Genomic DNA, 22,129 nt, shown 5'->3' with positions numbered 1-22,129 from the left:
ATCATAGATGTGAAACTATAAACACGGAACAATGACATTAAATAGAAGCTGACAAAAAAGGTATATAATGACAAAAGAAATATGTTATGAATTATTTAACTCTTATATGAACCAAATAAAAAAGGCATTGCACAAGAGCAATGCTTTTTTATTATATATCCCGATCTAAATAAAGAGGTTATTTCACATTCTCTCTCCTATCCCCATACACCATCTCTTCTTTCATCCCAAATCCATCACCATTTTGCACAATTTGCTCTGTCGGTGCAACTACACTTTCAGCAATTTTCCATTCCCCACGCTCTTTCACAAATACTTGTAGAAAATAGTTCATGCCATCTAATTGATATGCATTTTCTTTTTTCACATTATAGTGAATCGCAATGTAGTACACTTGAATATTTTCTTTTCCTATTTTTGATACGTATTGCGATAGTCTCGGTATATAGAGTGCTGCTTTCTGAAAAAATAGTTGTTTCGCTTTAACAAGCGATGAACTTGTTACATTACGTAATGTGTCCTGATTACGAATATTATCGCTATGGTGGAATAATACTGCGTTTTGCATAGAACGAACCCATAATTTCGAATATAAGACTGTATTATCGGTTTCAATGTACTTCACTTCTTTTCGTACCACTTGGATAGGCGTATCTGCGTACGTAAATGTTTGAAAATAGAAAAAACCACCAAATAAAATGGTAAGTGCAGCAATATATTTCATAATCTTTCCTCCGATCTTTTAATTAAAGTATCGGAGTTTCAAAATATTTTTATTCAAAAGAAAAAGGATAGGAATGCTTTCGCTTCCTATCCTCATTTATTATAATACGCGGCCAAATAGTTCTAAGACCATTTCTATTTCTTGGTCGCTCCAACCTTTAAATCTCTCTTTATAATATTCTTTACGCACAGCTTCAAGTTTTTCAGTTACTTCTCTTCCGTGCTCTGTAATTTCTAAATACACGATTCGACGATCTGAATTAGAACGTTTTCTTTCTACTAATCCTTTTCGTACGAGACGATCTGTAACAGCTGTAATATGACTGGAGGTTACGTTTACTTCACTCGCAATTTGCGAAGCCATCTGTGGACTCTTTAAAAATAACGCACGTAATACAGAAAATTCATTATATGGCATATGTTCTGCAAAACGTGTATTAATATCATTTTGTAATAAACGTATCATTTTTCGAAATGATGCAGATAAATCTAAAATCAGCGTTTCTCTTTTTTCGTTCAATAGCCTCGTCCCTTTTTTATCATATTTACACATATTATAATCTATAAATACCTATGTTGTACATGCTTTCTTTCCTCAACATTCTCATTTATGTAACTTTTTTCATATAAATTTCTTTTTTGTTCACACATATACATATAAAAAGGATGGTGATGGAAAATGCAGGGTGGAATGAATCCTTATTTACACAACGTACGCACAGCTAATACTGGTAAAGAAGCTACTATTACTGTACAAGGCGAAGGCGTTGTCAAAGCAAAACCGAATGTTGTTATATTAACGCTTGGCATTCGAACAGATGATAAAAATGTAAAACAGGCTCAAGAAGAAAATGCAGTGCAATCCAAACAATTGCTGGATGCACTTAAACAGCTTGGTATTGCCGATAAAGATATAGAAACGATTTCTTATACAATTACTCCTCAATACGAATATGTAAATGATAAAGCATTGCTACAAGGATACCGCGTGGAGCATTTGTATGAAATTACCGTTTTAAATGTACAAAAAGCTGGGGAAGTATATGATATAGCCGTTTCAAATGGCGCAAATGTAGCAAAAGGTTTACGTTTCCGAGTATCTCATCCAAATAAATATTATGAGCAAGCTCTCATTCAAGCTCTGCACCAAGCAGTAGAAAAAGCTCGTGCTATTGCGAGTACATATAATTTAAATATTAATCCTGTTCCCCTCTCATTCGTTGAAGAATCTGCCCAATTACCACGGGAGGTTACGTCTTATGCTACTTTACATGCGCAAGCAGCCCCTCCCATTCAATCGGGTGAATTAGAAATCATTTCATCCATACGGGCTATTTTTACGTATTTATAACGAATTCTCTTTACAAGTAAACGTTATCATTTTACTTGTTGTAAAAACATGATGTTCTGATATAATAAAGAACGGTGAGCTCTTACATAAGAGATATCACGGGTGGGAGAGGGATATGAAAAAGAAGGTTTAACATGAAAGGAATACTTGAAAGAACATTTAAATTAGGTTTACACGAAACATCACCAAAACAAGAAGTATTAGCTGGAGTTACGTCATTTTTCACAATCGTATATATTATGATTGTAAATGCGTCAATCTTATCAGATGCTGGCATTCCTCTTGAAGCTGGAATTTTAGCAACTGTTTTTAGTTCATTTGTCGGATGTCTACTCATGGCATTTTGGGCAAATGCACCTGCTATTCTTGTCCCGGGTATGGGTGTAAATGCATTCTTCACGTACACAGCTGTGCATACGCTTGGACTAACTTGGCAAGAAGCATTGGCTGCTGTCTTTATCTCTGGTATTATTTTTGCAATTGCCGCTTTTACACCAATCGCTCGCGTGCTATCAGTATCAATTCCAAAGTCATTAAAGGAAGCGATTACTGTCGGCATCGGATTATTTTTAGCGTTTATCGGATTGCAAAAAGGTGGTTTAGTCGTTTCGAACCCAAATACTGCTGTGGCAATGGGGAAATTAAGTAATCCTGTCGTTCTTGCGACATTACTTACTCTTATCATTGCACTTGTATTATTTATTCGTAACGTACGTGGAAACTTTTTATGGACGATTGCAATAGGAACTGGTATCGCCTGGCTATTTGGTCTTGTGGATACGAGTCAAGTGGGAAGTAGTTCATTCTCATTCGCTAATTACGGTGATGTGTTTGGAGCTATGTCATTTGGGAAACTTTCTTCCTTACCATTTTGGATTGCAACATTCTCTTTAAGCATGGTGCTTATCTTTGAGAACATGGGACTTCTGCACGGTTTATTAGAAGATGATCGTAAATTCCCACGTGCTTACCAAGCCAATGCAATTTCAGCAATAACATGTGGTCTATTTGGCACAAGTCCTACCGTTTCAACAGTAGAAAGTGCCGCAGGTATTACTGCAGGTGGTAAGACAGGTCTGACGTCTATCGTTACTGGGTTGCTATTCTTTGCATCACTGTTTGCTCTTCCATTTGTCAAATTAATTCCTGATAGTGCCATTGCACCAATCTTAATTATTATTGGCGGTCTGATGATTACAAGCATTCAACAAATTCCTCTGAATGACTTTTCAGAAGGATTTCCAGCATTCTTAATTATCGTTATGATCCCGCTCACATATAGTATCGCTGATGGCATTGCGTTCGGATTTATTGCTTACCCTATCTTAAAAGTTGCTCTTGGAAAGCGTAAAGAAGTCGCACCATCTATGTATATCATTACATGCTTATTTTTAGCTATGTTTGTATTACATGCTATTGGTTAAAAAAAACACCGAGGAAATCCTCGGTGTTTTTTTACTTAAACCATCCTTTTTTATAAAACCAGGCCATCATTCCGCCGCCAATTAGTGCCATAATAAGTAGACAAATAAAATAACTATATTGTCCACCAAGCTCTGGCATATGCGTAAAGTTCATTCCATATACTCCCGCAATAAATGTTAATGGCATGAAAATAGTCGAGAATACAGTTAATGTTTTCATAATGTTATTCATATGATGTGAGTTTAATGAAAAATAACTATCCCGAATATCTGCTGTTAACTCTCGGCTTGCCTCAATCATTTCTGTTAGTTTAAGCAAATGATCATGTATATCTTTAAAGTAAATTTCATGATCGCTTATACCGTAAAAACGAGTCGAATTTAAAATACGATATAATAAATCACGCATCGGAATGATTGTACGCCTTAGCTTTGATAAATCTGTACGTATATCAAATACCTCTTCTAATACACTTCCTGCTGTCTCCCCCGTTAAATTATCATCAATTGCATTTAAATGATCCTCAATGTAATATACAGGCGCAAAATAGTCATCTACAATTTGGTCGATAATTGTATGAGCTACGTGTAAAGGACTATTTTTAATACGCTTCTTTTCTCCAAGTGTTTTCCATACTCTTTCGATTGCATTGTTATGAGAAAAGTGGAAAGAAACAATATAACGATCACTAATAAATAAATCGATTTCGTGCGGTTCTAGTCCATCTTCCCCAAATGCGTGAAGTACTAAAAAGTTATATCCATCATAAAAATCAACTTTTGGCCTCTGTACATATTCTATACAGTCTTCAATTGCAAGGGGATGGAACTTAAAATGGTCTTGCAGAATATATGTATACTCTTCTTTCGTTGGCTTATATAAATCTAGCCAATACCATACAATATGGTCTTTCTTTGTTTCTTCTAGAGAAACATCATATAATACTTCATCTGTTTTTGTTACTGCACAAATTCTAATCATAATTTCACCCATTATTATTATAAACAAAAAATAGTAAAAAAAGCCAAGGAGAAATCTCCTCAGCTTTTTTTTATTACTTCGTTACGATACCGTGTACTAAAGTTGGTGCATCTACGTGTTCTTTAGAGATCTTCATGTTCTCATAAATTTTCGCTTTTACATCTTCAACATTTTCGCGGTTTGCGTAAATTGTAACGAGAGATTCACCTTGCTGCACTCTATCGCCTACTTTTTTGCGCAGCATTAGACCAACTGCTAAATCAATTTCAGACTCTTTCGTTGCACGTCCTGCTCCTAAAAGCATTGCTGCTGTTCCGATTTCGTCTGCAACGATTTCTGATACATATCCGTCTTCTTTCGCTTCCACTTCAATTTTAAATTGTGCTTGTGGCAATTTAGAAGGGTCATCAACAACAGATGCGTCGCCGCCTTGCGCTGATAAGAACGTTTTAAATGATTCTAGCGCTTTTCCGTTGTTCATTACTTCAATTAGCTTTTCACGTGCATCTTCTAAAGATGAAGCTTGTCCAGCAAGGTACACCATTTGACTTCCAAGTGTTAAACATAGCTCTTCTAAATCTTTCGGCCCTTTACCTTGTAATGTATCAATTGCTTCTTGAACTTCTAATGCGTTACCGATAGCTTCACCGAGTGGTTGACTCATATCAGAAATAACTGCCATCGTGTTACGACCAACGTTATTACCGATACGTACCATTGCTTCTGCTAAACGTTTTGCATCTTCATCCGTTTTCATAAATGCACCTGCTCCAGTTTTTACATCAAGAACAATTGCATCTGCACCAGCAGCAATTTTTTTACTCATAATCGAACTTGCAATAAGCGGAATTGAGTTTACTGTTGCTGTCACATCACGAAGTGCATATAGCTTTTTATCAGCAGGTGTTAAGTTACCACTTTGACCGATAACAGCGATTTTGTTTTCATTTACAAGACGCATGAATTCATCGTTTTCAATTTCCACATGGAATCCTGGAACTGCTTCTAATTTATCAATTGTACCACCAGTATGTCCTAAACCGCGTCCAGACATTTTCGCTACTGGTACATCTAAAGCGGCTACTAATGGACCTAATACAAGTGTCGTTGTATCACCAACACCACCTGTTGAATGCTTATCTACTTTTACACCTTCAATAGCTGATAAGTCGATTGTATCACCGCTATTTACCATTGCCATCGTTAAATCGGCACGCTCTTGATCGTTCATATCTTGGAAGAAAATTGCCATTGCAAGTGAACTTACTTGATAATCAGGAATATCACCATTCGTATATCCTTCAACAATAAAGTTAATTTCTTCTGTCGTTAATGCATGTCCGTCACGTTTTTTTGCAATTAGGTCCACCATTCTCATTGTGAAGTCACCCCTTCATTTGTTTTACGATTGCTTTTACTAATGCTAAGAAGTTAGCTTTAACACGTTCTGTCGTTTCAATTACTTCATCGTGGTGAAGTGGTTGATCTAAAATACCAGCTGCCATATTTGAAATACAAGAAATACCTAACACTTTCATACCAGCATGACGCGCTACAATTACTTCAGGTACTGTTGACATACCAACTGCATCTCCGCCAAGTGTACGAAGCATACGAATTTCAGCAGGTGTTTCATATACAGGACCTGTCATTCCTACGTATACACCTTCTTGTACTTTAATATTTAAGTCTGCTGCAACTTGTTTCGCCATTTCGCGAAGTTCTACCGTATATGACGTAGACATATCAGGGAAACGTACGCCCATTTCAGAATCATTTGGTCCGATTAATGGATTCGTACCCATGAAGTTAATGTGGTCTGAAATTAACATAAGATCGCCTGGCTCAAATGATGTATTTACACCACCAGCTGCGTTTGTTACAACAACTGTTTCTACACCTAGTTCTTTCATAACACGAACTGGGAATGTTACTTTTTGCATGTCGTATCCTTCATAGAAGTGGAAACGTCCTTGCATTGCTACTACTGTTACACCTTGAAGTGTACCAAATACTAGTTGACCTGCATGGCCTTCTACAGTTGATACTGGGAATTCAGGGATTTCACTGTAAGGTACTGTTACTGCGTTCTCAATTTCGTCTGCTAATACACCTAGTCCTGATCCAAGGATTAGTCCTACTTGTGGTGTCTCTTGAAATTTCTCTTTTAAGTATGAAGCTGATTTTGTAATAAGTTCACGATTCATTTGTTTATCCCCCTATTTCTTTAGCTCGTTTAAGAAGCTTGTTCCGTATTCTGGCATTTTCACACCGAAGTTTTCTGCTACTGTTGCACCAATATCAGCAAATGTTTGACGAAGTGGTAATTCTTGTCCGCCTTCTTTCATGCTTGGGCTATATGCCAATAATGGTACATATTCACGTGTATGGTCAGTACCAGGGTGAATTGGATCATTACCGTGGTCTGCTGTAATTAATAATAGATCATCTTCTTTTAGTTTTGCGAATACTTCTGGAAGACGTGCATCATATTCTTGCAGAGCTTCTCCGTATCCTTGTGGATCACGGCGATGGCCGAATAATGCATCAAAGTCAACTAAGTTTAAGAAGCTAAGACCTGTAAAGTCCATATTTAATGTATCTACAAGCTTATCCATTCCATCCATGTTAGACTTCGTACGAAGTGATTCAGTTACCCCTTCACCATCATAAATATCAGAGATTTTACCGATAGCAATTACATCGTAGTCACTATCTTTTAATTCATTCATTACTGTACGGCCGAATGGTTTTAATGCATAGTCATGACGGTTTGGTGTACGTGTAAAGTTTCCAGGTTCACCAACGAATGGACGAGCAATAACACGACCTACCATGTATTTCTCATCTAATGTTAATTCACGTGCAATTTTACAGATTTTATATAACTCATCAAGTGGCACTACTTCTTCGTGTGCTGCAATTTGCAATACGCTATCAGCAGAAGTATAAACGATTAAAGAGCCTGTTTCCATTTGCTCTTGACCAAGTTCATCAAGAATCTCAGTTCCAGAAGCTGGCTTATTACCGATAATTTTACGGCCTGTTTTTTCTTCTAATTCATCAAGTAATTCTTTCGGGAATCCTTCCGGGAACACTTGGAATGGTGTATCAATGTAAAGGCCCATGATTTCCCAGTGACCTGTCATTGTATCTTTACCAGTAGATTTCTCTTGCATTTTTGTGTAATATCCAAGTGGTTTCTCTACTTTAGAGATACCTTTCATTTCTCGAATGTTACCAAGACCTAATTTCACCATGTTAGGCATTTGTAACCCATTCATATGTTCAGCAATGTGACCAATTGTGTCAGATCCTAAATCACCAAATTGCTCAGCATCTGGTGCTTCACCGATTCCCACAGAGTCCATTACGACTAGGAATATACGTTTATATTTATTCATAACTGCGCCCTCCTATAAGTTCAGTTCTACTTCTTGTAGTATGTTCAAAACGCTATAAAGTGAAACTGTTATCAAAAAGAATTCTCATTGTCAAACAGTACTTCTTTAAATCATTTTCTAACCTATTTCGTTTACTTGAAACGATTCAAAAACATTTCTAGTTTTTTCTAAGTCAGATGTCAGACATCTGATACTGATATCATAACATGTTTACGCTTTCTTTTTAATACATTTTCGTAGAATTTCTCATTTTCTTCACACTTCTATTGTAATCCATTCTGCAACGAAGTGCTAATTTTTTTATGATTTATTTCTTCATATTAAAAATAAAAAGTAGCTCTAAAGAGCTACTTTTTATTTTACTTCTATTGTTTCTTCTTTATGTTCATGCAATTCGCCTTTTCTTACATGTACTTTCACTTTGTAAGCACCGTTCTCTTTGAAAGTATGTTTCGTTTCATACTCTCCTTTATTCCCTTCTTTCGCTGGAATAAATTCGTGTTTTTCAACACCATCTTTCCAAATCTCTAGTTGTACTTCAGCACCAGTTAATGCTTCTTCTTTTTGCTTTAAATGAACTTTCATTGTAGATTCAGCATTTGCCTTTATGTCTCCAGCCATAAGATGGATCATTGTGTCACTTTTATGATCTCCATGTCCTGCACTGTGGTCACTATTTTCTTTTTTTGCATCTTCTACTTTCGCATTTCCTACAGCAACTTTATGTTCTGGCATAACGTGCATATCACGTGCATTTGTATGAGGAATAATATGATATACTCCGTCAGTTTCAAATGTTTTCTCTACTGCATAAACACCTTTTCCTTTATGCTTACCATCTAACATCTCGTGCTTCTCGTCGCCATCTTTCCAAATTTCAAACTTTACATCATCGGCATCGGTTACTCTTTCTTTTCCTTGTGTAACAAGTGCTTGTACTTCTGTTTTTTCACCAGGTTTAATTTCTTTCGGATTCGTTTGAATTGCTACGTTTACACTTTCAAGTTTCTTTTCTTTTTTCGGTTCTTCTTTGTTTGTATTACAGCCAGCCAACGCTAGCATCGCGATAAATAAAGTTATAATCAGTTTTTTCATCATCATTTCCTCCTTTATACTCTATTTAGTATAGAGGAAATACATTGTAATATTCCAGTCTTCTGCTGAAAACAATATACGAAATGTTTGTGAAGTTTCTGTGAAGCGGTCTTCCCCTCTTAATCTATGAAAAAAAGAGCATAGTAACTATGCTCTCGGATGAAACTGTTTATATACATCTTTTAATCTAGTTTTTGAAACGTGCGTATAGATTTGAGTCGTTGAAATATCTGCATGTCCAAGCATTTCTTGTACAGCACGTAAATCTGCTCCATTTTCTAATAAGTGCGTAGCAAACGAGTGACGCAACGTATGAGGTGTAAGCTCTTTTTCAATATTTGCTTCTTTCGCTAATCGTTTTAATATTTTCCAAAATCCTTGTCTTGATAAACGATTACCATGATGGTTTAAAAAGAGTGCATCTACTACTTTTTTCCCCATTAATTCTCTTCTTCCTTTTTCAATATACTTTTGAATCGCTTCCGTTGCTAAACTTCCTAGTGGAATAATTCTTTCTTTATTCCCTTTCCCTATGCAACGAACAAATCCCATCGTTAAATGTACATCTTCTAAATTGAGTGCAATCAATTCTGAAACACGAAGTCCTGTCGCATACAGTAACTCTAGCATCGCCTTATCACGAATCCCAAAAGCACTTGTCATTTTTGGTGTTTGAAGTAACGCCTCTACTTCATCAACTGATAATACTTTTGGTAATTTCCGTTCCCCTTGTGGCGTTTCAATATGTACGGATGGGTCGTGTTCTACCGCTCGTTCACGAAGTAAAAATTGGTGGAACGAACGAATTGATGCGATATGACGCGCCAATGTTTTCGAAGATTTTCCGTTCTCTTTTAAATACTGCAAAAAATTAACAATGTGTAAACGGGTCACTTCATGAAAAGTTTTCGTCTGTTCCACATTTTGCAAATACTTTACGTAGCTTTTTAAATCCCGTTCATAAGATACTACTGTATTCTTTGCTAATCCTTTTTCGACAACCATATAATGAATAAAATCTTTTAATTGATCTTCCACTCTACACTACTCCCCATTTTCATAGAAAAACATCATTCTATTTACGAAAGCATCCTTTGCCGGTTCTTCATTCCCTGATACTTTTTCTACAGTCTCTTCTTTAGGTTTTTCATAACGATGATAGCTTTCATATTCTTCATTTATCCATAGTATAGCGAAATAAAACAAAATCGTACAACTTGTAAATAATAAAAATACTTTTATTCCATCAAAAGTTAATTTTAAAGCTCGGCGCATTGTAAATTCCTCCAAAATATAAGTTATTACAACATATGCCAAGCTTTCACCAATTTATACCTTATTCAAATAAAAAACCTCTTCCTAGATAAATAGGAAAAGGTTATTTTTCATCCGTTTCATTTTCTTGACAATTTTTACAAATCCCATGGAATGTTAAACGATGATCTTTCACCTTAAAGCTCCAGTCTCGTTCTACTTTCCTTTCCACTTCACCAAGTAAATCTTCTTGTATTTCTTGTACAGCACCACATTGTGTACAAATCAAATGATGGTGGAAACGCTGCGCACCTTCTTGGCGTAAGTCATAGCGTGAAACACCGTCTCCGAAGTTAATCTTATCGACAACTTTTAACTCAGATAATAGTTCTAAAGTTCGATAGACGGTTGCTAATCCGATCTCTGGCGACTTTTCTTTTACAAGGAGGTAAACATCTTCTGCGCTTAAATGATCTTCTTCATTTTCTAGCAGCACACGAACTGTTGCTTCACGTTGCGGTGTTAATTTGTAGCTCGCTGCATGTAATTGCTTCTTAATTCGTTCAATTCTTTCTTCCATTCGGTACTACTCCCTCCTCGCCACTCTTACACCATTATATCAGAAGAAGGGCTTCTGTCAAAAGAAAAAAACAATAAAAACAAATTGATAATTATTCTCAAAAAGTATTTATTTTTTATTAATAGCCTCAACGACTTCTTTCATTAAAACTGGTGATGCGTAAGCCTCCACACTAGAAGCAAGTGCTAACACCACTCCAATTACGAGAAAGAAGCATGTATAACGGATTAATAATGGTAATAGTGGCTCGGTTATTTTTCTAATAAATTGATGCCTAATCATCCGTAAAGAAAAACTTGCAGCAATAGTTGTCATAACGAGAAAGACTGGAATGATAATTAAATTTTGTGGCAAAACGGATACAAATGCTAATAATAATCCATTCCATCCATGCTGACTTACTAAAAAACCAACTGTAAATCCAACGACAACTCCTTTTACAAATAATAAAATAAAAATAAGTGGTAATCCAATAATTGAAATCCCTAAAATCCAAATAAATCCGATGTATTTTAATTGCGAAAAGTAACTTTCTCGAAACATTTCGCCCGCAATGGCAAATTCTCCTTTAGAGACTTGTCCAAAAAAACGTTGTAAATAAAATGATAAATCTTGTTTTTGATTGATTTGTAAACTATTCACCAGAATAGCTCCGAATATTACTCCCATCAATAATAAAACGGCGTTAAATATATATAATGAAGAGTTTTCCTGTATGTGAGACATTACACGGTCTTGCCAATTTTTTCGCCACATTTTCCTTCCCTCCGTTCACACTCTTATTAAAAATGTATGAAAGAAAGAAAAAAGTATGACGAATTAACATTGAAATTCCGCTCTACTTTGCTAAACTAAAAAGTAGAGAATAGGAGGGATTTCTCTTGAAACCATTATTATTAGATTTTCCAACATTATTTCAAACTGAACGCTTGCAAGTTCGTAAACCATTTCCAGGTGATGGTGCAGAAGTATATGAAGCAATCCAAGCTTCTCTAGAAGACTTAGTACCGTGGATACCAATTAACGCTGAAACAGAAGAGAGTGCTGAAGAAATTGTTCGCGAAGCTCACGGACAGTTTTTACTTCGTGAAACACTTGATTTTCACTTATACGATAAAGTATCTGGTACATTCATCGGAGCAATTACACTACAGCCTGAAAACTGGGATATTCCAAAGTTTTCACTTCACTTCTGGCTACATAGTGCCTATACAAAACAAGGCTATATGACCGAAGCTGTTAAAGGTGCAATTCAGTTCGCCTTTGATAAACTAGGCGCTAGAAGAATTGAAATTCGTACTGATGCAACAAATATAAATGCATGTAGCTTAGCAGAACGTCTAGAATTCATTCTAGAAGGTACAATGGAAAATGATTTCCTAGCACCAGATGGTAGCTTACGTGATGCACGTGTATATGCAAAAATCAATTAAAAAACACTCGCCTTTGGCGAGTGTTTATTTTTGTAGTTGTAAATATTGTACTGCAAACATCGTCTTCGCATCATGAATACGAAGATCTTTCATAAGAGTAATCGCTTCTTCTAACGATACTTCCATTAATTCCACAAACTCATCTTCATCTAACTCAGCTTTATTTTCTTTTTTTGTCAAACCTGTCGCTTTATATACATATAAAATTTCATCTGCGAATCCTGGAGATGTATAGAAAGAAGTAATGAGCTCCATATTTTCACATACATATCCTGTTTCCTCTTCTAATTCACGAACTGCTGTTACCTCAGGTTTTTCACCAGGTTCTAACTTACCAGCCGGAATTTCTATAATCGCCTTTTCAAGCGCTTTACGATACTGCTCAACAAGCACAATTTTCCCCTCATCAGTAATAGCAATAATAGCAACTGCACCAGGGTGATTTACAATTTCACGTTTACTCATTGCTCCATTTGGTAATACTACATCATCAACACGAACTTTTATAACTCTACCATCAAAAATCGGCTCAGTTTTTACTGTTCTCTCTGCAAGATTACTCATACTACTTCATCTCCCTGTTCTATTTCCTATTCTTTCCTCATACATTTTACCACATTGAAAGGAGCGTGATAGAAATGAAAGTTTATATTTTACCAAATCGCGTCACTTTAGTCGGAAAAGCATGGCAAATTCGCCATAAGCTAAAGCAATATAGCAAAGAGTATGCAACTGTACAAGAGTGGATTACAGCAAATAAAGTGAAACATTAATCATGCTTTTACGGGCAGTTAATGCGAAACGAAAAGTAAACGTTTGTCAACCTCTTTTCCCTCTCGTACAATAAAGGTAAGGAGGTTGACCTATGAAAAAACGTCAATTAGGAAACTCAGATTTGTTTGTTACAGAAATGGGCCTTGGCTGTATGTCTCTCGGTACATCTGAAACAGAAGCTATGCATATTATCGATGAAGCAATCGATTTAGGAATTAATTTTTTTGATACAGCAGATTTATATGATTACGGATTAAATGAAGAATTTGTTGGAAAAGCCTTGAAGGGAAGAAGAGACCAAATTGTTCTTACAACGAAAGTTGGAAATCGTTGGACAGAAGAAAAAAATGGCTGGTCTTGGGATCCTTCTAAAGCTTACATAAAAACTGAAGTAAAGGAAAGTTTACGTAGACTTCAAACTGATTATATTGATCTTTACCAACTTCATGGGGGAACGATTGAAGATCCAATAGATGAAACAATTGAAGCTTTTGAAGAATTGAAAAAGGAAGGTATTATTCGCCATTATGGTATTTCTTCTATACGCCCAAATGTCGTTCGTGAGTATGCAAAACGCTCAAACATCGTTAGTGTACTAATGGAATATAGCCTTTTAAATCGTCGTCCAGAAGAATGGTTTCCCCTTCTGAATGAACACCAAATTAGCGTCATTGCCCGCGGGCCACTTGCAAAAGGAATTTTAACTGACAACAATGCAATAAAAATAGAAAGAGTAAAGGAAAAGGATTATCTCTCTTATTCTTACGATGAATTACATACAACTCTAGCGAGTGTAAAAGAAACGATTGGAGAACGCTCTTTAACAGGAACAGCTATTCAATATTGCTTACATAATAAGACTGTTGCAGCTGTTATACCTGGTGCAAGCTCGCTTCAACAATTACAGGAAAATATACGAGCTAGCCAACAGTTACCTTTAACGAAAGAAGAATATATACAACTTCAAAAGATTGTTAAATATGACACATATGCTTTGCATCGTTAAAAATATCGAATTACCGATAAACAGAAGACTGTCTCCAGTATTAGGAGACAGTCTTTTTTATAACGTATCATATTTATCAGGATTCGTTCCTACATGTAAATCACGATTCAACGTGTTAATTTGACGTATCTCTTCTTCAGTTAGTGCAAAATCAAAAATAGTAAAGTTTTCTTCAATACGAGATGGTGTAACAGATTTAGGAATTGTAACAATTCCGATTTGAATATCCCACCTTAATATAACTTGTGCAGGTGTTTTTTCATATTTGTTAGCAATAGCCTGAATGATTGGATGCTGGAATACTTCTCCGCCCCTCATTAACGGACTCCATGCTTCCATTTGAATTTGCTCATCTTGACAATAATTGCGCAACTCAAATTGCGTCAACATCGGATGAAATTCCACTTGGTTTACCATCGGCTTCACTTTGCAATTTGGTAATAATAGTTCTAAATGATGTTTATGAAAATTAGAAACACCAATCGCGCGCACTTTACCTTCTTCATACAATTTCTCCAAAGCTCGGTACGTATCAACATACTTCCCTCTTACCGGCCAATGTATTAAATATAAATCTACATAGTCCATTTGTAATTTTTTCAAACTCTTTTCAAACGCCTCGAGTGTCTCCTCATATCCTTGATCGTCGTTCCATACTTTTGTTGTTATAAATATATCTTCTCTTGGAATTCCTGATTCACGTATCGCCTCTCCGACACCGCTTTCATTTTCATATACAGTTGCTGTATCAATCGAACGGTATCCAACTTCTAACGCTGTTTTTACTGCTTGCTTTACTTCGTCTCCTTCTTTCGCTTTATATACGCCTAGACCAATCATCGGCATTTTCACGCCATTATGAAGTGTAGTTGTTGGAATATGCACAGTCGTCTCCCTTTCATTGTTACATTTTTTATAAGCCACAACTTTATTTCAACAAGATTCATCCCAAAAGTCAAAACATACGTACAGTTTACATAACACTTTTATATAGCTAAAAAATAACGTGAACTCATTCATTTAAGTTATTTTCTCTCCATTCTTTCGCTTTTTCATCCACATTGCGCACAAACTCATTTTTCCCTTCCGTATATAACGTGCCATCATATGTATACTTTTCGGCTAATTCTCTCTTTAAGGTTGCATATGCCTCTGCTTCTTCACAATGAGCCATCATATAATCACGAAACGCTAAATGCCTTACAATCTCTGGATTTCCTTTTTCAAACACGTGTAAATGATACGAACGTTTTTCTTCAGTTCCATGAATAAAATATCGGCGTCTTGAAATACCATTTTCCCCTTTTACGATGTAACCAAGCTCTATAAATCGTTCATTCCACCCATCTACTCTTTCGATATTTTCTACTTCCATGATCATATCAATAATAGGTTTAGCTGCCAGTCCGGGCACTGACGTACTTCCAATATGATGAATTTTCACCGTTTCTGGCATCGCTGTTTTTAATCTTTCAGCCTCCATTTGAAATTTTTCACTCCAATGGTTTTCATGTGGAACAACGATAATTTTTCTCATTCTAACTCCCCTTTTCTTACAAGCTCGTCAAAAAATGATCAGTGAAATACCACTGATCATTTTTTATTATTTAAAGTCTTTCCAAGTAAGGTTACTTTCACTTAGCAGTTCTTCAAATGATTTATTCTTTTCACGTTCTTTTTGTTCTTGGCGCTTTCTTTCCAGTTCAGCTGCCTCTTTTTCCTCTTCCCTCACTTGCAACTCTTTCTTCTTACTCTTTAATTGTTGCATGAGTGAATCATTTAATTGATCGCCTAATGTAAGTGTTTCTTTCTTCGGTTGATTCACTTGTGATTGTCTTTGTATTTGTCTTTGTTTCTTTTTCTTCATGCTACTCACCTTTTACTTTTTTCTCCATTATAGTAGATACACGATGAAATCGACAATAAAAAAAGGTCTTCACTCTATTATTCACTTTTTGTAAATATGTTAATTTTTCGAAAAGACTAAATTTTTATGTAGCTATAATCCTATGAATCTATTAAAATTATGTCGTATGATGTCAGATTATAAAAAAAGGAGAATTATATTATGTGGAAAAAAATTATTCCTGCCGTTGCTGTTTTAAGCACCATTACTTTTTCAAGCGTATTTGCCGCTCCCCCATCTCAGAATCCAGCTGAACAAAACCGCTACATAGACGTACAAATGCTTGGTATTAATGATTTCCATGGACAACTAGATACTGTTAAAAAAATCAATAATAAAGAAGCTGGTGGCGCTGATTACTTAGCTACTTATTTAAAAGAACGTAAAAAACAAAACCCTAATACACTTCTCGTACATGCTGGTGATATCGTCGGAGCTAGTCCACCAGTTTCAGCATTATTACAAGATGAACCGACAATTGAATTTTTAAATGACTTAAAATTTGATGTCGGTACAATCGGAAACCATGAATTTGATGAAGGTATTGATGAAATGCAACGCCTCATTTACGGTGGATATCATGAAAAAACAGGGAATTTCAAAGGGGCTAACTTCCCCTATGTAGCTGCTAACTTCTACAACAAATCAACTGGCCGCTTATTTTTACCACCGTTTACTGTAAAAATGGTAGATGGTGTTCCTGTAGGATTCATTGGGGTTGTTACAACTGATACACCAAATGTCGTTATGCCTACGATGCTTAACAATGTACAAATTACTGATGAAGTAGAAGCAATTGTGCGCCCATAAGGGCCTTGTAAACTCTGATTTAGTAAATCAGCGGGTGAAGTGAAACAAGATAACAACCCGACACCGGTAGCCTTATCCGTAATCGAAAGTGAGCGGGGAGTGTAGCATGGCTGCAACGGGATAAGTCACTCTAATGTCATGAGTGCGACTGAATTTCTAGGTGTACCGTGGTAAACAAGGTTGAATGCTAAACTGCGTGAAGGATAAATCAAGGGGTCTTATCGACGACCATATCGAAATAGACATTGAAACGATATGTCTCTAGTTCAGCTCATCTATTTTTTGTGGAGAGAGGTGTGTTTCACACTAGAGAACCAACTAAAGTACATTAGTAAAGATTGAAAGTCCCAACCGACATTACTACAAACTATTTACAAGGTACTAAATGGGGATTACCTAAGTGGAAGCGCCATTTATGGCTATAGAGGATGATTTCAAGGTAAAAACCAAGAAATGTGGCTCTTGAATATTCCATATGGTAACGGAGCCTTCGTAGTAGTCAGAGATAGGGAAAGCCTATCACACTAACGTATGACAAATTACGTTAGGTCATGGTTGTGAAATCAGGATGGCGAAGGAAGGTAGTCAATTAGTTCATGATGATAATAAACAGGAAGGAAGCGAGATGCTGATGAGAAATCCAGTTTATGTATTGAACACCTTGTCGAAGAATACTATTAAAGAAAACTATAAGTTCAAAAGATTATATAGAAATCTTTATAATCCAGAATTCTACTATAAAGGTTATCAAGAAATATATGCCAATCCAGGTAATATGACCAGAGGAACCATAAATAAAACTGTTGATGGCTTCTCAAAAAATAGAGTATCTAAAATCATCAACAACATTAAAAATGGTAACTATAAACCTACTCCTGTTAAGCGAGTATATATTGATAAAAAAGGGAGTAAGAAAAAACGTCCTCTTGGGGTACCGACATTTGACGATAAACTTGTCCAATTAGTAATAAAGTATATCTTAGAAGCAATTTATGAACCAAACTTCTCTGAGAACTCACATGGATTCAGGAAAAATAGGGGTTGTCATACAGCTTTGAAACAAATTAAAAAGAGTGGTAATGGAACTAAATGGTTTATTGAAGGTGATATTCAAGGTTTCTTTGACAATATCGACCACCATATCCTAATTAACCTACTAAGAAAACGTATCAATGACGAAACACTCATCGGATTAATATGGAAGTTCCTAAGAGCTGGGTACATGGAGGATTGGCAATTCCACAAAACATTCAGTGGAACACCACAAGGAGGGATTCTCAGTCCTCTTCTTGCCAACATATATCTAAACGAACTAGATATATACATGGAAAAATACGCTGAAAAGTTCGGAAAAGGTCAACCAAAAGACAGAGAAGTTGATAAAAGATATCAATACTTACACCTCAAAATAAAAAGAGGGCGTAAGAAAGCAGACTTACTAAGAGAACAAGGTAAACACAATGAAGCTCAGGAATTAATCGAGCAAGTCAACGAATGGGTTAAGGAAAGGGGACAACGTCCCTACTACAATCCAATGTCGGATAAATTTAAGTCACTAAAATATGTTAGATATGCTGATGACTTTATTGTAATGATAATCGGCAGTAAAGATGATGCCAAAGCCATTAAATCTGATATAGCTCAATTTCTCAATGAAGAATTAAAATTAACTTTATCAGAAGAAAAAACACTTATCACCCACTCTAGCAAGAAAGCAACATTTCTTGGGTACAACGTCAATATCACTAGAAACGAGTTATTTACCAAATACTCGGTGAAAGGTGCAAAAAGAAGACATCACAATCTAAAAGTAAGACTTGAAATCCCCCATGAAACATGGCGAAATAAATTACTTGCCCTGAATGTTTTAGAAATGAAGTATGTGAATGGGAAAGAAACTTGGAAACCAAAGCATAGACCGGAAATGGCACACCTAGATGATTTGGAAATACTACATAATTATGTATTACAGATCAGAGGGATGTACAACTACTACAAATATGCAGTTAATTCAACGGTACTCCAAAAATTCAGTTACGTTCTAGAATACAGCATGTATAAAACATTCGCCAATAAATATAAAAGCTCAATCGGAAAAATTAAGGGGAAATATTGCAAAAACGGTGTATTCATAGTCAATTACAAAGATAAAAAAGGCAAACAACACTCTCATTCTTTCTACAGGGAAGGATTTAGAACGGTTGATATAACTAAGATGAAAACACAAGAAAATAACATCGACAACTTGTTAGCCTCAAGAGTTCATATGTCAACAACTAGTCTTATGGATAGGTTGTCAGCCAACAAATGTGAACATTGTGGTAAAACCGATTCTAACTTAGTAATGCACCATGTCCGAAAAATGAAAGATGTTGAGAAAGGCAAAGCCAAATGGCAAAAATTAATGATTGCCCGTAGACGCAAAACATTAGCCGTATGTGAGGATTGCCATAATGAAATTCACTATGATATGAGAGTAGAACTTATAGCGAAAAACAGAAAAAAATAACTTTGACAAGCAATTGATGGAGAGCCGTATACTCTGAGAGGAGTACGTACGGTTCGGTGAGGGGTTTTGAGAAACCTATCATAGCAATATGACAAGGCGCTCGCTTCCTACTCTACAATAAATCAACACAACAATTAAAACGTCTCGGCGTTAAATCTATCGTCGTTCTTGCTCATGTCGGTGGAACAACCGATGAGTCTGGGGTAACAAATGGCGATCTTACTCGAATTGCAAATGAAACAGACCCAGAAGTTGATGTTATTTTCGGTGGACATAGTCATACGTATGTAAATGGTACAGTAAATAATAAACTAATTGTCCAAGCAAATTCATACGGAACGGCTTTCTCAGACGTGGATGTAACAATTGATCGTAAAACAAAGGATATTGTAAAGAAAAAAGCTGAAGTTGTTACACCCTATCATGAAGGTGTAGAACCTGATAAACAAGTAAAGAAAAAACTAGATCAATATAAAGAAAAAATTGCACCACTTGTAAATGAAGTAGTCGGAAAATCTACAGCACCTATCGACCGTAAACAAAATGATGCTGGTGAGTCCACTCTTGGAAATTTAGTTGCCGATGCTCAGCGTCAAACGATGCAAACTCAAATCGCCCTCATGAATCCTGGTGGCATTCGTAATGACTTAGATGCTGGTGATATTACGTGGGGTGAGTTATACGGCATTCAACCTTTTGGAAATCAATTAATTAAAGTAGATTTAACAGGTCAAGACATTCGCGATATTTTAAATCAGCAATGGCAAAAAGGAACAACAAGAATGCTTCAAATTTCAGGTATTCAATATACGTGGGATGCAAATAAACCAAACGGTGAAAAAGTTACAAATATACGTTTAACAAACGGAGAAGAATTATCTCCATCTAAAATGTATAGCGTAGTTGCAAATGCCTTCTTAGCTTCTGGCGGTGACGGATTCGTATCATTTAAAAATGGTAAAAATGCAGAAACTGGTCCAAACGACTTTGAAGCGTTAGTCGATTACGTAAAACAATTAAAAGAACCAATTCAGCCAGTTATTGATGGAAGAATTCAAAAAGTAAATTAAGTGTTTCTCTAATAATAAATTTCATTTTTCACGCCATAAAGGATTTATACTGATCCTCTATTTTATACGTAATATACATCATAAAAAGGATACTCGTTCTTCCAATGAACATAGTATCCTTTTCTTTAGTTATCAAAATGTGATGTTTTGTCAACTTCATATTGCTGTAAAAATTGGTGCAACGCCTCTTCTACAAGTTTAGATTTTTGAATTCCTTTCGATTCTGATATAAGGTCCAATTGTGATAATATTTCTGTATTAATAGAAAAGGTTCGTCTCTTCTTCTCTGCACTTTTACTCATAATTGGTACAATTACTTCTTCTCTTTTTCTTAATAATTCATAAATGCTTTGTAATTGCTCATAAATTAACAATTGATAATCTGTTTTCTCATATTGAAGGGCGGTCGCTTCTTGGAGTTGTAAGTGACGTGGTTCTTCTCCATCTCCTACAAAAATACGTTTCTTCTGCTCTCCATCATATTCGTATCCAATCAATCTTAATTTCTTCGATAATGTATACGGGCTTATTTCAAGACGTTTTGCTATAATAGCGATGGGCTCACGTCTATTTAAACCATCTATAATTTCTCCAATCGTCACAATTTCCCTCCTCCCGTGTTGAAATGACACTAGTATGGTATGTTACAATGATTTTCTAACAGTATATGCAAAATGAATAGCCTGTGCGATTCATACGATTTCACAAAAGGAGGTTTTCAATATGCTTTTTCGTAGCTACACCCCTCAGTTCTATAATGAAAACAAACAACTCATTCCTAACAGTATCGCTACGATAGAAAGCGTTATGATTAATAATCGAAAACAAACTCTCCTTATGCGTGGACAAAACGTAGAGCAACCTATTTTATTATGCTGTCACGGCGGACCTGGGATGGCACAAATCGGATTTATTCGCCATTTTCAAAAAGAATTAGAGAAGCAATTTATTGTTATTAATTGGGATCAACGCGGGGCTGGTAAATCCTTTTCAATAAAAGATTTCGGAGCAAATTTCACAATCGAACAATTCGTTTCCGATGCAAAAGAAGTGATTCAATATGTACTTAAAAGGTTCAACAAACAAAAACTATTTCTCGCTGGTCATTCTTGGGGAAGTATCATTGGGCTTAACATAGCACATCAATATCCAAAGTATATTGAGGCTTACATCGGTATTGGGCAAATTGTACATATGAAACAAAATGAAGAATTGCTATATCAACATTTAATTCGTTCTGCAAAAAAACATAATCATAAAAAAGCATTAGCTTCCCTTTTAAAATTAGGAAAGCCACCATTTTTAGATACGAGACGTCTCATTATTCAAAGAAAGTGGCTTGGCACATTCGGAGGCGCAATCCAAAATGGATCTTCCTTTTCTTTCATACGAAAAGGTTTCTTTTCTCCTGAGTACACGCTATTAGATTGGTTCAAGTTTCTCGCAGGAAATTTAAAATCTGGCGTTTTATGGGAAGAAATGCTGACAATCGATTTCTTTTCTTCTATCTCAAGTTTATCTATTCCAGTTTATTTTTGTTCTGGTCGCTATGATTATCAAACCCCTTATGCACTCGTTCAGGAATATTGCGATATTATTGAAGCGCCTATAAAAAAGATGATTTGGTTCCCAAACTCAGCACATTCTCCTGATCTAGAAGAACCAGAATTATTCGCCAATTCTTTGCAATCAATTAAACAAGAGCTAGCTTTTCAGCATTAGTCACAAAAGGCTCTTTTACATTTCATAGAAAACATTTTATAATAATATGTCGCAAGTATGTATAAACATAGCAAAATGTTTCATAT

General features: G+C 35.7%; 23 protein-coding genes and 2 pseudogenes. 9 read left to right on the top strand and 16 right to left on the bottom strand.

Annotated elements, in window-relative coordinates; genetic code table 11:
* Nucleotides 1-178: 178 nt before the first annotated feature.
* Nucleotides 179-724: a hypothetical protein gene (locus QCI79_RS30680; RefSeq protein WP_000873782.1), complete on the bottom strand. Its 546-nt coding sequence runs from the start codon at nucleotides 722-724 to the stop codon at nucleotides 179-181.
* A 99-nt stretch (nucleotides 725-823) separates the two neighbouring features.
* Nucleotides 824-1,243 (bottom strand): MarR family winged helix-turn-helix transcriptional regulator, encoded by a 420-nt coding sequence (locus QCI79_RS30675; RefSeq protein ID WP_001003305.1) that lies wholly within the window; start codon nucleotides 1,241-1,243, stop codon nucleotides 824-826.
* Between the two features lie 159 nt (nucleotides 1,244-1,402).
* Here QCI79_RS30675 and QCI79_RS30670 point away from each other — a divergent pair, with 159 nt between their 5' ends.
* Both QCI79_RS30670 and QCI79_RS30665 read left to right on the top strand, forming a co-directional pair.
* Nucleotides 1,403-2,074 (top strand): SIMPL domain-containing protein, encoded by a 672-nt coding sequence (locus tag QCI79_RS30670; protein ID WP_001161448.1) that lies wholly within the window; start codon nucleotides 1,403-1,405, stop codon nucleotides 2,072-2,074.
* Nucleotides 2,075-2,208: 134 nt separating this feature from the next.
* On the top strand, nucleotides 2,209-3,498 hold the full coding sequence (locus tag QCI79_RS30665) for an NCS2 family permease (protein ID WP_000676241.1): 1,290 nt from the start codon (nucleotides 2,209-2,211) through the stop codon (nucleotides 3,496-3,498).
* A gap of 31 nt (nucleotides 3,499-3,529) precedes the next feature.
* Here the strand turns inward: QCI79_RS30665 and corA are convergent, their stop codons facing one another.
* The 9 genes from corA to spoIIM form a co-directional block, all read right to left on the bottom strand.
* Complete coding sequence (corA, locus tag QCI79_RS30660; RefSeq protein WP_002005674.1) at nucleotides 3,530-4,492, bottom strand: magnesium/cobalt transporter CorA; 963 nt, start codon at nucleotides 4,490-4,492, stop codon at nucleotides 3,530-3,532.
* Between the two features lie 61 nt (nucleotides 4,493-4,553).
* Nucleotides 4,554-5,858 (bottom strand): pyrimidine-nucleoside phosphorylase, encoded by a 1,305-nt coding sequence (locus QCI79_RS30655; protein WP_001243066.1) that lies wholly within the window; start codon nucleotides 5,856-5,858, stop codon nucleotides 4,554-4,556.
* A gap of 7 nt (nucleotides 5,859-5,865) precedes the next feature.
* The gene (locus tag QCI79_RS30650; protein WP_001078446.1) at nucleotides 5,866-6,687 is read right to left on the bottom strand and encodes a purine-nucleoside phosphorylase; all 822 of its coding nucleotides are present in this window, start codon (nucleotides 6,685-6,687) and stop codon (nucleotides 5,866-5,868) included.
* Nucleotides 6,688-6,699: 12 nt separating this feature from the next.
* Nucleotides 6,700-7,884, bottom strand: coding sequence for a phosphopentomutase (gene deoB, locus QCI79_RS30645; protein WP_001046079.1), 1,185 nt, complete (start codon nucleotides 7,882-7,884; stop codon nucleotides 6,700-6,702).
* Between the two features lie 354 nt (nucleotides 7,885-8,238).
* Nucleotides 8,239-8,982, bottom strand: a complete 744-nt coding sequence (locus QCI79_RS30640) for a FixH family protein (RefSeq protein ID WP_002101286.1) — start codon at nucleotides 8,980-8,982, stop codon at nucleotides 8,239-8,241.
* Between the two features lie 144 nt (nucleotides 8,983-9,126).
* The gene (gene xerD, locus QCI79_RS30635; protein WP_000390088.1) at nucleotides 9,127-10,017 is read right to left on the bottom strand and encodes a site-specific tyrosine recombinase XerD; all 891 of its coding nucleotides are present in this window, start codon (nucleotides 10,015-10,017) and stop codon (nucleotides 9,127-9,129) included.
* Between the two features lie 6 nt (nucleotides 10,018-10,023).
* Nucleotides 10,024-10,254: a YqzK family protein gene (locus tag QCI79_RS30630; protein WP_001250432.1), complete on the bottom strand. Its 231-nt coding sequence runs from the start codon at nucleotides 10,252-10,254 to the stop codon at nucleotides 10,024-10,026.
* A gap of 103 nt (nucleotides 10,255-10,357) precedes the next feature.
* Nucleotides 10,358-10,813, bottom strand: a complete 456-nt coding sequence (gene fur, locus QCI79_RS30625) for a ferric iron uptake transcriptional regulator (protein WP_000392657.1) — start codon at nucleotides 10,811-10,813, stop codon at nucleotides 10,358-10,360.
* 108 nt (nucleotides 10,814-10,921) lie between these two features.
* Complete coding sequence (gene spoIIM / locus QCI79_RS30620) at nucleotides 10,922-11,539, bottom strand: stage II sporulation protein M (protein WP_013142149.1); 618 nt, start codon at nucleotides 11,537-11,539, stop codon at nucleotides 10,922-10,924.
* A 155-nt stretch (nucleotides 11,540-11,694) separates the two neighbouring features.
* Between spoIIM and QCI79_RS30615 the strand changes: the two genes are divergently transcribed.
* Nucleotides 11,695-12,246: a GNAT family N-acetyltransferase gene (locus tag QCI79_RS30615; RefSeq protein ID WP_000803483.1), complete on the top strand. Its 552-nt coding sequence runs from the start codon at nucleotides 11,695-11,697 to the stop codon at nucleotides 12,244-12,246.
* Nucleotides 12,247-12,270: 24 nt separating this feature from the next.
* On the opposite strand, the gene QCI79_RS30610 is transcribed toward QCI79_RS30615, so the two are convergent.
* Nucleotides 12,271-12,810 carry an NUDIX hydrolase gene (locus QCI79_RS30610; RefSeq protein WP_000067041.1) on the bottom strand — a complete coding sequence of 180 codons (540 nt, stop codon included), beginning with the start codon at nucleotides 12,808-12,810 and terminating at the stop codon, nucleotides 12,271-12,273.
* 74 nt (nucleotides 12,811-12,884) lie between these two features.
* Here QCI79_RS30610 and mciZ point away from each other — a divergent pair, with 74 nt between their 5' ends.
* The gene (gene mciZ / locus QCI79_RS30605) at nucleotides 12,885-13,019 is read left to right on the top strand and encodes a Z-ring formation inhibitor MciZ (RefSeq protein ID WP_000870301.1); all 135 of its coding nucleotides are present in this window, start codon (nucleotides 12,885-12,887) and stop codon (nucleotides 13,017-13,019) included.
* A gap of 92 nt (nucleotides 13,020-13,111) precedes the next feature.
* Entirely contained in the window at nucleotides 13,112-14,026 is a 915-nt protein-coding gene (locus tag QCI79_RS30600) for an aldo/keto reductase (RefSeq protein ID WP_000747211.1), read from the top strand.
* Nucleotides 14,027-14,083: 57 nt separating this feature from the next.
* Here QCI79_RS30600 and QCI79_RS30595 read toward each other — a convergent pair whose 3' ends face one another.
* The 3 genes from QCI79_RS30595 to QCI79_RS30585 all read right to left on the bottom strand — a co-directional run bounded on the left by QCI79_RS30595 (nucleotide 14,084) and on the right by QCI79_RS30585 (nucleotide 15,893).
* Complete coding sequence (locus tag QCI79_RS30595) at nucleotides 14,084-14,911, bottom strand: aldo/keto reductase (RefSeq protein ID WP_021727646.1); 828 nt, start codon at nucleotides 14,909-14,911, stop codon at nucleotides 14,084-14,086.
* Nucleotides 14,912-15,038: 127 nt separating this feature from the next.
* Nucleotides 15,039-15,563 (bottom strand): GrpB family protein, encoded by a 525-nt coding sequence (locus QCI79_RS30590; protein WP_001226445.1) that lies wholly within the window; start codon nucleotides 15,561-15,563, stop codon nucleotides 15,039-15,041.
* A gap of 66 nt (nucleotides 15,564-15,629) precedes the next feature.
* On the bottom strand, nucleotides 15,630-15,893 hold the full coding sequence (locus tag QCI79_RS30585; protein WP_000727548.1) for a YqkE family protein: 264 nt from the start codon (nucleotides 15,891-15,893) through the stop codon (nucleotides 15,630-15,632).
* Between the two features lie 201 nt (nucleotides 15,894-16,094).
* Between QCI79_RS30585 and QCI79_RS30580 the strand changes: the two are divergent.
* The 3 genes and pseudogenes from QCI79_RS30580 to QCI79_RS30570 form a co-directional block, all read left to right on the top strand.
* Nucleotides 16,095-16,730, top strand: a pseudogene (locus tag QCI79_RS30580) (metallophosphoesterase); the annotation flags it as partial.
* A 643-nt stretch (nucleotides 16,731-17,373) separates the two neighbouring features.
* Nucleotides 17,374-19,251: a reverse transcriptase domain-containing protein gene (locus QCI79_RS30575; protein ID WP_031310562.1), complete on the top strand. Its 1,878-nt coding sequence runs from the start codon at nucleotides 17,374-17,376 to the stop codon at nucleotides 19,249-19,251.
* Nucleotides 19,252-19,367: 116 nt separating this feature from the next.
* Nucleotides 19,368-20,321: pseudogene (locus QCI79_RS30570) on the top strand (bifunctional metallophosphatase/5'-nucleotidase); the annotation flags it as partial.
* Between the two features lie 125 nt (nucleotides 20,322-20,446).
* On the opposite strand, the gene QCI79_RS30565 reads toward QCI79_RS30570, so the two are convergent.
* A complete protein-coding gene (locus tag QCI79_RS30565) occupies nucleotides 20,447-20,923 on the bottom strand; it encodes a ribbon-helix-helix domain-containing protein (protein ID WP_000151925.1) in 477 nt (158 codons plus the stop codon).
* Between the two features lie 121 nt (nucleotides 20,924-21,044).
* Here QCI79_RS30565 and QCI79_RS30560 point away from each other — a divergent pair, with 121 nt between their 5' ends.
* The gene (locus QCI79_RS30560) at nucleotides 21,045-22,043 is read left to right on the top strand and encodes an alpha/beta fold hydrolase (RefSeq protein ID WP_000898965.1); all 999 of its coding nucleotides are present in this window, start codon (nucleotides 21,045-21,047) and stop codon (nucleotides 22,041-22,043) included.
* The last annotated feature ends 86 nt before the right edge of the window (nucleotides 22,044-22,129 follow it).

Source organism: Bacillus cereus group sp. MG1 (assembly GCF_040460035.1).
Classification (GTDB): Bacteria; Bacillota; Bacilli; order Bacillales; family Bacillaceae_G; genus Bacillus_A; species Bacillus_A cereus.
This window is presented reverse-complemented; position numbering and strand designations above follow the sequence as displayed.